9 protein-coding genes are annotated in these 12,130 nt (G+C 63.4%); 3 read left to right on the top strand and 6 right to left on the bottom strand.

Annotated features, from left to right (window positions below; all coding sequences use genetic code 11):
- Nucleotides 1–48 precede the first annotated feature (48 nt).
- From FNV92_RS04475 to FNV92_RS04455, 5 genes are all read right to left on the bottom strand, one after another.
- Complete coding sequence (locus FNV92_RS04475) at nucleotides 49–1,305, bottom strand: EAL domain-containing response regulator (RefSeq protein ID WP_143841955.1); 1,257 nt, start codon at nucleotides 1,303–1,305, stop codon at nucleotides 49–51.
- 287 nt (nucleotides 1,306–1,592) lie between these two features.
- A complete protein-coding gene (locus FNV92_RS04470) occupies nucleotides 1,593–2,543 on the bottom strand; it encodes a fatty acid desaturase (protein ID WP_143841957.1) in 951 nt (316 codons plus the stop codon).
- A gap of 15 nt (nucleotides 2,544–2,558) precedes the next feature.
- A complete protein-coding gene (locus FNV92_RS04465) occupies nucleotides 2,559–3,575 on the bottom strand; it encodes an alpha/beta fold hydrolase (protein ID WP_143841958.1) in 1,017 nt (338 codons plus the stop codon).
- A gap of 231 nt (nucleotides 3,576–3,806) precedes the next feature.
- Nucleotides 3,807–4,814 (bottom strand): zinc-dependent alcohol dehydrogenase family protein, encoded by a 1,008-nt coding sequence (locus tag FNV92_RS04460; protein WP_143841960.1) that lies wholly within the window; start codon nucleotides 4,812–4,814, stop codon nucleotides 3,807–3,809.
- Between the two features lie 15 nt (nucleotides 4,815–4,829).
- Complete coding sequence (locus FNV92_RS04455) at nucleotides 4,830–6,443, bottom strand: acyl-CoA synthetase (protein ID WP_143841961.1); 1,614 nt, start codon at nucleotides 6,441–6,443, stop codon at nucleotides 4,830–4,832.
- 210 nt (nucleotides 6,444–6,653) lie between these two features.
- Between FNV92_RS04455 and FNV92_RS04450 the strand changes: the two genes are divergently transcribed.
- Nucleotides 6,654–7,859, top strand: a complete 1,206-nt coding sequence (locus FNV92_RS04450) for an ABC transporter substrate-binding protein (RefSeq protein WP_143841963.1) — start codon at nucleotides 6,654–6,656, stop codon at nucleotides 7,857–7,859.
- Nucleotides 7,860–7,981: 122 nt separating this feature from the next.
- Here FNV92_RS04450 and FNV92_RS04445 read toward each other — a convergent pair whose 3' ends face one another.
- Complete coding sequence (locus FNV92_RS04445) at nucleotides 7,982–8,926, bottom strand: helix-turn-helix domain-containing protein (protein ID WP_143841965.1); 945 nt, start codon at nucleotides 8,924–8,926, stop codon at nucleotides 7,982–7,984.
- Nucleotides 8,927–9,206: 280 nt separating this feature from the next.
- Between FNV92_RS04445 and FNV92_RS04440 the strand changes: the two genes are divergently transcribed.
- Both FNV92_RS04440 and FNV92_RS04435 read left to right on the top strand, forming a co-directional pair.
- Nucleotides 9,207–11,090, top strand: a complete 1,884-nt coding sequence (locus FNV92_RS04440; protein WP_244623768.1) for an AMP-binding protein — start codon at nucleotides 9,207–9,209, stop codon at nucleotides 11,088–11,090.
- A 41-nt stretch (nucleotides 11,091–11,131) separates the two neighbouring features.
- Nucleotides 11,132–12,103 (top strand): ABC transporter permease, encoded by a 972-nt coding sequence (locus FNV92_RS04435; protein ID WP_143841967.1) that lies wholly within the window; start codon nucleotides 11,132–11,134, stop codon nucleotides 12,101–12,103.
- Nucleotides 12,104–12,130: the final 27 nt, after the last annotated feature.

The following is a 12,130-nucleotide window of genomic DNA, read 5'->3' as shown; positions in this document are numbered from 1 at the left end:
GCATCGGCTGGCGCAGCCCCGGTCGCCTTGCGACCGGGGTTCGTCGCCTCAGTTCGCGAAAGCCGTCAGCCCCGGCGCGCCGCGTTGTGGCAGCGCCGCGGAAGCCGCCTGCTCCTCTACGAGAGAATTGCGCTGCGATATCCACCTTTCGGCGCTCGAGCGCCGCAGCGAGGGTGCGAAGAAGAACCCCTGGGCAACGTCGCAGCCGATCCGGCGTATGATCTCGAGCGCTTCCGAACTCTCGACGCCTTCGGCGACGACCTTCATATTGAACGCCTTCGCAAGCGCCACGGAGGCATCGACGATCTTCATCATGTCGTCATCGGATTCACAGCCCTTGATGAAGGACTGGTCGATCTTCAGTTCGCTGAACGGCAGCCGCGCCAACGCTGAGAGCGACGAATAGCCCGTGCCGAAATCGTCGATCGCCGTCCCGATATTCTTGATCCGCAACCGCACCAGAATGTCGTTGGCGCGATCGACGTCGGCCATCGCCGAGGTCTCCGTGATCTCCACCGTCAGGGACGACGGAGCGACGTTTTCGCGCCGCAGGATCTCCTCGATGCGATCGGGCAAGGTCAGGTCCGACATCAGGGAGCCCGATATGTTGACGGCGACGGTGAAGCCGGGAGTGCGTTCGATCAGCTTGCGGCCCTGCGACATCGCCGACGAGAGAACGCGGTCCGTCACCTCGCGCATGAGACCGGATTCCTCGGCGATTGGAATGAAGACCAGTGGCGAGATCATGCCGAATTCGGGTGTGCGCCAGCGTGCGAGCGCTTCGGCGCCGACGACCTTTCCGGTCTGAAGCCCGATCTTCGGCTGGAACTCGACGAAGAACTCCTGATCGGCGAGGCCGCGCAGAATTCTCTCCGGCGTGATCTGGAGTGATGGCGTGGCGGAGGTCGCCACCGGCGGCGACCGCTGCGGCAACTCCAGCGCGCTGCGCAAGCGGTTGAGATCGAGCGGCTTGGTCAGGCAGCCGCCGAGCGAGAGCTTCAACCCGTTCACGACCCTGCGCGTTGCCTTCATGATGCGATCGTCGCAGCCACTGATGATCACGATCGACATCTCGCGAAGGTCTCGCTCCGCCACGAAACGCAACAACTCCACCCCGTCGCGCTCACCGAGCGACAGGTCGAGCGCCATGACTTCGAAGGTGTCGCGGGTCAGAAGCTCGGTTGCGGCCTCGTACGAAGAAGCCACGACGGTGTCGTAGCCAAGTTTCGCGCCGATCTTGCCGATCAGGACGCGCTGCACCAGATCGTCATCGACCACCAGAAGGCGGTCTCTCGTCGCATTCATCACCAATCTCTCCCGATGTCGTCGCCCTGATGGCACGACGTTAGAGCGGCGGCATCGACGGGTCGTGAATGCCAGATCGCTAAAACTTTCCCGATCCGGAGGGATTCGTTAAGTACGTTTCTGGAGCGCCCAAGCCGTTGATTTTGGTAAAGATTTATGGGTTGCATGGCGAACCGGTATCGGAATATTCCGCCCAATCCGAAGATGCGATGAACACGCCGTAAAGCAGCCTATCGGAAGCCGGCAGAAGCACGACAAACTACGGGGCCGGCAACACCGGCGCTCCGTCACCTGACCGCCGGTCGATGCTTGCGAAACCAGGCCCAGGTCTCGCGCGTCGTTCTGATGTAGCCACGGCCGCGATAGACGATCTCGCCGTCAACGATCTCGTTCAGCCTCGGCAGCGCATGAAACGGGATCGACGGATAGGCATGGTGCTCGACGTGATAGGGCATGTTCCACGCGAACCATTTGACGATCGCGCCGGTATAGGTGGTGCGGGTGTTCTGGAACGCGCTGCGCGTCGTGTCGCAGCCGGTATGCTCGGCATAGAGATAGGGCCGGAGGAAGAACTGCCCGATGATCAACGGCACGATCCAGACCCAGAGCAGCAGCGCCGATTCAAACCACAGCGACAGCGCGAACAGCAGCACATAGATCGCGACATAGGCCCGCGCTTCGGTCACGATCGTGGCGCGCTTGCCTTCGGGAATCCAGGGCACGACGACCTTGCCGGTGACGGCGTGAGCGAGCATCAGCCGGAGCCGCCCGGCGACCTGAAGCAGGCCGCTATAGGCGATCGCGAGCTGCGTATCGGTGGCCGGCTTCACGCCGACGATCAGCTCCGGGTCCTTGTCCGGATCCTGGGTGTAGCGGTGATGGTCCCAGTGAAACAGGCAGTAATATTCGTACGGCAATCCGATGATGAAGGCCGAGAGATTGCCGACCGCGAGGTTGAGGCCACGGCTTCTGAACGCGGTCTTGTGCGCGGTCTCGTGCACCGCCATGAACAGGAAGGCGACGAGATAGCCCTGCACCGCCATCAGCGGCAGCGCCCAGAGCACGCCGTAGCTCGACGTCACCTTCCAGATCAGCGCACCGACCAGCACGATCACGCCGTAATGGCCGAGGCTTTGGGCGGCACCCCTGAGATTCGAGCGCACCGACAATTCGCGCAGCATCGCCGGCGTCAGCGGCTTGAGGCGGTGGCCGGGTTCTGAAACGGTCGCGTCGCTCATGGTTGGATGCCTGCCCTACTTGCTGAGAAGCGCTGCGATCTCGGCCTTGATGAAAGCTTGATCGCGCGGATTGTTGACGGGATTGCCGGCACGATGGCCGTGCAGTGATGGGATCGGATGCAGCACTGCCGATTTCGCGTTGGCCAGCTTGCCAAGCTCGTCCTCGTTGTCGCGGACGTCGAAATAGCGGTCGGTGGCGCCCGGCATCAACAGCATGTGCGCCTTGATCGCCGCGAGCGCGCGGTCGAGATCGCCACCAAAGGCGGCGCAGCGGCTGATGTCGCCGCCCTGCCAGATGCCGACCTGTGCCAGCAGGTCGTTGCCGTCACGCCGCGCGAACGCGGCATCCCAGGCCCGGACGAGATAGTCCTCCAGCGAGATGAAGCCGGCCTCGCGCCAGACCTCGTCGCGATAGAACCCGTGCGACATCGCCCAGCCGGCATAGACGCGCCCCATGGCGCGATAGCCGGCCACGGGCTTCTCGACGAAGCGGCCATCGCGGAAGGCAGGATCGCCCGTGAGGGCCGCCTTCACGCTTTCGAGGAAGACGTGATTGTAGGGCGCGCATCGCGCACTGCCGCAAACGATTGCGGCACGCGCGACCATGTCAGGATGCAGCGCCGCCCAATGATAGGCCTGCATGCCGCCCATCGACCAGCCGTAAACAAGAGCCAGCCTTGTGATGCCAAAGCGCTCGATGAGCAGCCGATGCTGAACCGCGACGGCGTCGTGATAAGTCAGTTGCGGGAACGGCACGGCCGAGTTCGACGGCGAGGACGACAGCCCGTTGCCGAACAGGTTCGGGATGATGATGAAATAGCGCGCAGAGTCGAGCACGCCGTCGGGCCCAATGAGCCACTCGGTATCAAAATGCTGCGCGCTGAACGAGGTCGGATAGAGGATGACGTTGTCCTTGGCCGGGCTGAGCGTGCCGTAGGTCTGGTACGCCAGCTTCAGCGCGGGGAAGACGGCGCCGGACTGGAGCGCGACGTCGCCGGCCTCGAAGATTTCGTAGTCGCGCTGTGCCGTCATCGATCAACCCCGCTCACGCGGCCGCAAACTACGCCCGCCGAAACAACGATGCATCGATCGTGCCGGTCCAGCAAACGCATCGTGGCGTCGCGTTTAATAATGTACTTATAGTACAGTTATTAGATCGATGCAACGAGCAATCCAGGGTCTTTCCGCGGAGAGTTTCTCGATCGCTCCGCCGCAAGGACAGTGGGGAACGTGTGGAGCGCGCCCCAACCAACCGAGCACCTGCTACGGAAACTCCACGACGATCTTGCCGAAGTGGCCGCCCCGCTGCATCAGGCGCAGCGCGTCGGGCACGGCGTCGAAGCCGAACACGCGGTCGATCACCGGTCTCATGGCGTTGTGTCCGACCGCTGCTGTCATCCCCTCGAACATGCGGCGGCTGCCGACCGACAGGCCAGTGACGTGCAGGTTCTTGGAAAACAGGGTGGGGATCGCGATCTGCTGCGAGACGCCGGAGAGCACACCGATCACCAGAATGTTGCCGCCGACCCGCGCAGCCTCGAGCGATTGCGCGAAGGTGTCCTTGCCGCCGACCTCGACGACATGGTCGACGCCGCCGCCCGTCCACTCGGAAGCCGCCCTGCCCCATTCCGGCACCGAACGATAGTTGATGGTGTGGTCGGCGCCGAGCGCACGCGCGCGTTCGAGCTTCTCATCACTCGACGACGTCACGATCACGCTCGCGCCGGCGAGCTTTGCGAACTGCAGTGCGAAGATCGACACGCCGCCGGTGCCCTGGACCAGCACGGTGTCGCCGGGCCGCACCTTTGCCTCCTCGAACAACGCGCGCCAGGCTGTGAGCCCGGCGCAGGGCAGCGTCGCAGCCTCCTGGAAGGACAGATGCGAGGGAACACGGCTGACGCCCTCGGCATCGAGCAGCATCACCTCCTGCAAAACGCCCGGCCGCGTGCCGCCAAGCGCGTAGCGGCGGCTGGCCGCCGACACCTTGCCGTCTATCCATGACTGGAAGAACATCGGACAGACGCGGTCGCCGACCGCGACACGGGTCACGCCCTCACCGATGGCGATCACCTCGCCCGCACCATCCGAGAACGGGATCAGCGGCAATCTGGTGACACCGCCCTTGCCTTGCACGGTGATCAGATCGCGGTAATTCAGCGATGCCGCCTTCATCCGCACCGTAACCCGGCCTGGACCGGGTGCAGGCTCCGGCAGATCGGCCAGCTCCATCCCCTCGATCGACCAGTCGCGCGCGACCTGCCAGGCTCTCATGCCGATCGCTCCATCTCAGGTGCCGAAGCTCTTCTGGACCGCCTTGTCGAGCGTCTCGCCGCCGACGAAGCGCTGGCGCAGCTCCCGCTTGAGCAGCTTGCCGCTCGGATTCTTAGGCAAGGCATCGACGAAGATCACGCGCTTGGGCACCTTGAAATGTGCCATCTGGCCGGCGCAATGCTTGATGACGGACTCTTCGTCGAGCGTCTCACCGGTCTTGACCACGACGATCGCGGTCACCGCCTCGATCCAGCGTGGATCGGGCAGGCCAACGACGGCAACCTCGGAGACCCCGGGGATACGATAGACCATCTCCTCGACCTCGCGGCTGGCGACATTCTCGCCGCCGGTCTTAATCATATCCTTGACGCGGTCGACCACGGTGATGTGGCCTTCGTCGTCGACGGTGGCGAGATCGCCGGAGTGAAACCAGCCGCCGGTGAAAGCAGCCGCAGTCTTCACCGGGTCATTGTAGTAGCCGGACAAGAGATGCGGCGAGCGATGCACGATCTCGCCGACCTCGCCGACCTTGACGTCTTCCATCGCCGTGTTGACCACGCGTGTCTCGACATTGAGCACGGGCTTGCCCGCAGAGCCGGCCTTGCGCAGCTGGTCTTCGGGCCGCAGCACGGTCGCGAGCGGCGCGATCTCGGTCTGGCCGTAGAAGTTCCAGAATTTGACGGCGGGCAGGCGGCGCTGCAGTTCGAGCAGGACCTCGACCGGCATGATCGATGCGCCGTAGTAGCCCTTCTGAAGCGTCGACAGATCGGTCTTGTCGAAGTTCGGCGAGCGCAGCATCGCGATCCAGATCGTCGGCGGTGCGAAGAACGACGTGATCTCATGCGCCTGGATCAGCGCCAGAATGTTATCGGCGGTCGGCTTGCCCGTGATCACGCCGGAGGCGCCGAGATACACTTGCGGCCCCAGGAACACGTCGAGCTGCGCGCAATGATAGAGCGGCAGCGCGTGCAGGAACTTGTCGTCCACGCTCATGCCGCCGTCGATGATGCAGCTGACATACTGCCACATCACGGCTTCATGTGTCAGCATCGCGCCCTTGGGCAGCGACTCCGTGCCGCTGGTGTAGACGATCTGCGCGAGATCGCGGCTGTCGACGGACGCTTCCAAGAACGAGCCGTCGGGGCTGAGGAGATCATCGAAGGTGGCGAGGCCCGCGGGCGCCGCGGCCGGGTCCTCGCCCGGCAGCCAGATCATCTTCTCGACCGCGCAATCCCTGGCGCTTGCGGCCTTCGCCGGCTCGACGAAATCCGGGCTGGTCGCCAGCAGCTTCGCGCCGGAGCTCTTGAGGATGAAATTGATCTCGTCCGGATTGAGCATGAAGTTGATCGGCACCAACACCGCGCCTATCCGCGCCAACGCAAAGCGCAGCGCGGCGAACGCATGCGAATTGCGCGAGAGCACGGCGACGCGATCGCCCTTCCTGACGCCGAGGCCGAGCAGACCGCGGCCGAGCCGGTTGCAGATCGCGTCCATCTCGGCAAAGGTCCAGCTCACATTGCCGCAGCTGACCGCAAGCTTGTTCGGCTCGCGACCTGCCGAGCGGCGCAAGAGATCGCCGATGGAGTGCTCGCGCGCTTTCGAGATCGTGGCTGCGGTATCGTTCGGCATTTCCGTCCCCCGGGAATTTCAATCTGCGTGACGGCGGACTCAATGCTCGTCAGGCACTTCGCTTACGCATTTCGCGTTTGCCCAAAGCGTAGTCGGCGCAACCTGCCGCGTCAAATCATCCAGAGGCGCGGCGCCGTCACGCAAGAATTGACGCTTCGCAGAAGCAACTCTAGGCTCGCGCACCAAAATATAAAAACGGGGGAAGTATCCATGCATCGAATTGCGCGCGCCGCTTTTGCGGCCGGACTGCTTGCCGGGTTCGCCATTGCCCCGGCTCTGGCCCAGCAGACGCCGCTCAAGATCGGCGTGCTCTCCGACTTCTCCTCGGTCTATTCCGATATCGGCGGCCAGGGCAATGTCGAGGCCACCAAGATGGCGATCGAGGATTTCGGCGGGCAGATGTTCGGCAAGCCGATCGACATGGTCTCCGCCGACGTGCTGAACAAGCCCGACGTTGCCTCCACCATCGCCCGCAAATGGTGGGAGACCGAGAGCGTCGACATGATCATCGACCTGCCGACCTCGGCCACCGCGCTCGCGGTGATGGAGCTGTCGAAGCAGTACGAGAAGATCATGATCGTGACCGATGCGGCGAGCTCCGACATCACCGGAAAATCCTGCTCGCCCTATACCGCACACTGGACCTACGACACCTATTCCAACGCCCACACCGTCGGCAGCGCCATCGTCAAGAACGGCGGCGATACCTGGTTTTTCCTTACCGCGGATTATGTGTTCGGCCATTCGATCGAGCGCGACACCGGCGACGTCGTGAAGGCAGCCGGCGGCAAGGTGCTCGGCAGCGTCAAGCATCCGCTCAACACCGCCGATTTCTCGTCCTTCCTGCTGCAGGCCCAGGCCTCCAAGGCCAAGATCATCGGGCTTGCCAATGGCGGCGGCGACACCATCAACGCGATCAAGCAGGCCGGCGAGTTCGGCATCGTCGCCGGCGGCCAGAACCTGGCGGCGATCGTGATGTTCATCTCCGACGTGCACAGCCTGGGGCTGAAGCTGGCGCAGGGCCTGATCATCACGGAAGCCTATTACTGGGACCTCAACGACAAGACCCGCGCCTTCGGCAAGCGTTTCATGGAGCGCATGAAGCGCATGCCGACGATGAACCAGGCCGCCACCTACAGCGCGGCGCTGCACTACCTCAAGGCCGTGCAGGCCGCCGGCACCAAGGACACCAAGACGGTGATGGCGAAGATGCGCGAGCTGCCCGTGAAGGATGCCTTTACCGACAATGGCATTCTGCGCGAGGACGGCCGCATGGTACACAGCATGTTCCTGTTCCAGGTGAAGAAGCCCGAGGAGTCGAAAGGCCCGTGGGACTATTACAAGCTGCTCGCCGAAGTGCCCGCCGACCAGGCCTTCCGTCCGCTGAAGGACGGCGGCTGCCCGCTGGTGAAGTAACGCTGACGAAGTCGGACCTGCATCGCCTCGCGCGGTGCAGGGTTCTCTAAAGCGCGATGAGATTGGAACGAATCGTCGTCGCGCTCTAGGTTTTGTAGAGCATGATCTTTCCGGATCATGCTCTAGCGGCGCCGCAGGTCCGACGGGCTGTGGCCGAACTTCCTGCGGAACGCCGTGCTGAAATACGACGAGCTGCTAAAACCGAGCTGATAGGCAACTTCAGTGATCGACAGCGACCGCAGCTCCGGGCGGGTCAGCACGTCGTAGCAGCGCTGCAGCCGGCGATCCAGGATCCATTCGGACACCGAGACATCAGTGAGGCGGAACAGATAATGCAGATGCCTGAGCGAGACGCCGTTGCTCTTCGCGATCTTCTCCAGCGATAAGTCCGCATCGGTGAGATGCGCCTCGATCCAGGCCTTGACCGAACGCAGGCGCGCCTGCTGCGCGCTCGCATCTTCCGAGAATTCGTCCCGATCGCCCATGTCGAGCGCGAGCGCCAGCACGTCCATCAGTTCGGCACCGAGCCGCGTCCTCGCGGCCTCGTCCAGCGACCCACCTTCCGTGGCGAGCGTCGCGCAGAATTCGGCGGCGATTCGCCCAAGGCCGCGGCCCGTCGCCATCGTCGTGACGACAGGCAGGCGCCCGTCACTGAAGCGCGCGGAAAACTCCTTGCGCGGGATCTCGAGATACAGCGATCGCACCTTGCCGATACATTCGAGATCGTAGGCCTCGGAGGCCGAAAAGATCGCGCCGACGCCGGGATTCGACAGCAGGGTCTGGCCCGCCTGCAGTACGTTGACCCGGCCCTGCTGGACGAATTCGACATAGTAGCAATCCTTGTCGAGTTTTGCGATGTGACGCTCGCGGCGCGAGATGCGCTGCTCCGACAGCAGGACATCCGTCATCGTCACCGCGCCGAACCGCGCTTCCCGGATGAAGCCGTGATAGTCGGATCGCTCCTCGGCATTCACGTCGACATGGACGTAGACATCGCAAATGGCGCCTTGCCACGCGGCGTAGCGCTTGGCCAGCTCCAGATAGTCCGTCGTGAAGACCAGGTTCATCGTCTGCCCATCCGTCGCAAGGCCATGATGAACATCGTTTGTGCATCGCACAAGCCTGCCACGCAAACAGATTCTAGATCGCCGCCGCCTACACGCAAGACCGGTTTGCGCGGAGAAGCAAAAGCTTTGCGCTCCGGAGCAAGCCGCATCCGGGCATGTGGCCTATGAAGAACAAAAAACGGTCAATGAAATAGGCAGGAAACGTTCGCTTGCGTGAGGCCCAATCAACCGCTGCACAGCTTGCCGTGCCGCCAGAATGGCGATGCCCGTGAGCTTTGGCTTGTCATCGCCGATCACGACGCGGTTCATTCAACCGGTCCAAACCATCGCCGACATCGAGGCGCTGGAGCGGCAGCCTTACGACTCCCTCATCCCTGCCCGCAATCTCCTGCACCTGTTCGAAGCCACGGCACGCCTGCATCCCGACCGTCCCGCGCTGACGGTGCTGACCAGGGGCTCGCGCGAGCCCGGTGACGTCACGGTGACGCATCGTCAACTGTTTGCGGAAATCATTCGCGCCGCCAATCTGTTCAGGTCGCACGGGATCGGGAAAAGCGGAGGAACAGCCGCGTTTCTCTGCCCGATCCTGCCGCCGCTATTTCCTTCGTTGCTCGGCGCCCAGGTTGCCGGTGTTGCGAGCTCGATCAACTATCTCCTCAACGAAGACGCGATCGCCGACCTGCTCGAGGCGCAGAACGCGACCGTGCTGGTGATCCCGTCCGAAGCCTCCGATCGCGCGATCTGGGCCAAGGCGGCCAACGTCGTGCGGCGCGTCCCATCGCTCAAGACGATCTTGGTGATCGGCGCGGATAGTCTCCTGCCCGGAGGTTTTCTGAACTATGATGAGGCGGTCGCGCGCGCACACGACACGCTGGACTTCGAGCCCTCGACAGATCGCGCTGCGATATGCGCCCTCTTCCACACCGGCGGGACCACCGGGCGACCGAAATTGGTTCGGCTGACGCACGGCAACCAGATCCACGCCGCCTGGAGTTTTGCGCAGGTGCATGGACTGGACGAGCTGGATGCCGCCGTGAACGGCTTTCCGCTGTTTCACGTCGGCGGCACCATGACGCTTGGCCTGTCGATCCTCGCGGCCGGCGGCCATGTGATCATGCCCTCACCCTACAGCCTCCGAAGCCCCGACGCGATCCGGGACTATTGGCACACCGTCGAGCGGTTCGGCGCGACCATCGTCAGCGGCGTGCCGACTTCGATCGCCGCGCTTGCCGAGGAGCCGGTCGGATCCTCCGACATCAGCACCGTCCGGATGGCACTCACCGGCGGAGCCGTGGCGCCGAAGGCGGTCAGCGAGCGATTTCAGGCACGCACCGGCATCACGCTGTTCGAGACCTACGGCATGACCGAGACCGCGGCCGCAATCGCGTTCAATCCCGGCCACGGGACGCCAGTGCAGGGCAGCGTCGGCTTCCGGGCGCCGTTCGCGAAAACGAAGATCGTCGCGCTTGATGATACCGATTTGAAGACGGAATGTTCGCCGCTCACCAGCGGGCTCGTCCTTGTCAGCGGCCCTCAGGTGTTTCCCGGCTATCTCGATCCCCGGCACAACAACGGCGTGCTGACCGACGACCACTGGATCGTCACCGGCGACGTCGGCTATCTCACGCCGGACCAGCGGCTGGTGCTGACGGGACGCGAGAAGGACCTGATCGTGCGGAGCGGTCACAACATCGACCCCGCCGCCATCGAGGACGTCGCCAATGCCTTTCCGGGCGTGCAGATGAGCTCGGCTGTCGGCATGCCGGATGCCTATGCCGGCGAAGTGCCGATTCTCTTCGTGGTGCCGTCGCCGGGACAGACCATCGACCTCGCAGAGCTGCGCGAGCATCTCGAGCGCAACGTCAATGAACCTCCCGCGAAGCCGAAGCGCGTCGTGCTGCTCGAAAGCCTTCCGGTCACCGCGGTCGGCAAGATCTTCAAGCCCACGCTCCGCGACCTCGCCGTTCAGGAGAAGGTCAGGAGCGAGATCGACCGCATCTTCGGCCCTGACACCGCGGCGGAGATTCGCGTCGAGAAGGATGCGAGGCTGAATACGCTGGTCCACGTCACGGTGAACTCCAATGATCAGGATCGGGGGAAAGCACTCGCCGAGAGCCTGACGCCGCTTCCACAGACCTATCGCATCGAGACCCGATCGTCATAACGGACCCGCAGAGGCCGGCGTCGAAGAAAGGCAACACTGGAATGAAGCGCATTCGGTTCAATCAGCAGGAAATCGTCTTCGCGGTCTTTGCGATGCTGTTCCTGCTATTCTCGATCTTCCTGCGCGGCTTCCTCACGCCGGAAAACATGCTGACGCTGCTGCAGAACGTCTCCGTGCTCGGCATCCTCGGTCTCGCCATGGCGATCGTCGTGATCGGGCGCGGCATCGACATCTCGCTGATCGCGGCGCTTGCGGTGCCGCCGGGACTGGTCCTGCAGATGGTGCAGAACGGTCACTCGCTGCCGGCCTCGCTGCTGACCGCCGTGCTGCTCGCGATTGCCTTCGGTCTCGTCAACGGCTGGCTGATCGCCTACGCGGAAGTCCCTTCGCTGTTCGCGACGCTCGCGACGGGCCTGCTACTCGCTGGGCTCGGGCAGGCCGCGCTGTTCCAGCTCGACGTCGTGCAGTGGAGTCCGGGCATGGACGGCTTCGAGCGGCTCGGACAGGGCACCATTCTGGGCATTCCGACGTCGATCTGGATGTTCGCGATCGCCTGCGCCGTGGTCGCCTTCCTGCTGCGGAAAACGCGCTGGGGCGCCTATATCTACGCGATCGGCGATAATCCTTACGCCGCGCGCGTAACCGGCATCCCCTCCCGCCCGATCATCGTCCTGCAATATGTGATCACCGCCCTGATCGGCTGCTTCGCCGGCCTCGTGATGGCGGCCTCCGTCAATTCGATGCCGACCCGCATCTTCAATTCGACGCTGATCTACGACGTCATCCTGGTCGTCGTGCTCGGCGGGATCGGGCTGTCGGGCGGGCGCGGCGGCGTGCTCAACGTCGTCATCGGTACACTCGTGATCGGCACCATGCTCAACGGCATGACCATCATGGATATCTCCTACGCCGGACAGAATCTCATCAAAGGCGTGGTGCTGCTGCTCGCCGTCATCACGGATTCCTTCCTGAATCCGCGCAACGAAGAAACGGCACAGCAGGGCGACATCTGAACGACCAAAACAAACAATGACAACCAA

The organism is Bradyrhizobium cosmicum (genome assembly GCF_007290395.2).
Lineage (GTDB): Bacteria > Pseudomonadota > Alphaproteobacteria > Rhizobiales > Xanthobacteraceae > Bradyrhizobium > Bradyrhizobium cosmicum.
Note: the sequence above shows the minus strand (reverse complement) of the source record. Positions and strands in the feature narration are given on the sequence as shown.

Coding starts and splice junctions, on each gene's coding strand:
- FNV92_RS04475 (WP_143841955.1), bottom strand. CDS start 1,305: ATGAATGCGACGAGAGACCGCCTTCTGGTGGTCGATGACGATCTGGTG.
- FNV92_RS04470 (WP_143841957.1), bottom strand. CDS start 2,543: ATGAGCGACGCGACCGTTTCAGAACCCGGCCACCGCCTCAAGCCGCTG.
- FNV92_RS04465 (WP_143841958.1), bottom strand. CDS start 3,575: ATGACGGCACAGCGCGACTACGAAATCTTCGAGGCCGGCGACGTCGCG.
- FNV92_RS04460 (WP_143841960.1), bottom strand. CDS start 4,814: ATGAGAGCCTGGCAGGTCGCGCGCGACTGGTCGATCGAGGGGATGGAG.
- FNV92_RS04455 (WP_143841961.1), bottom strand. CDS start 6,443: ATGCCGAACGATACCGCAGCCACGATCTCGAAAGCGCGCGAGCACTCC.
- FNV92_RS04450 (WP_143841963.1), top strand. CDS start 6,654: ATGCATCGAATTGCGCGCGCCGCTTTTGCGGCCGGACTGCTTGCCGGG.
- FNV92_RS04445 (WP_143841965.1), bottom strand. CDS start 8,926: ATGAACCTGGTCTTCACGACGGACTATCTGGAGCTGGCCAAGCGCTAC.
- FNV92_RS04435 (WP_143841967.1), top strand. CDS start 11,132: ATGAAGCGCATTCGGTTCAATCAGCAGGAAATCGTCTTCGCGGTCTTT.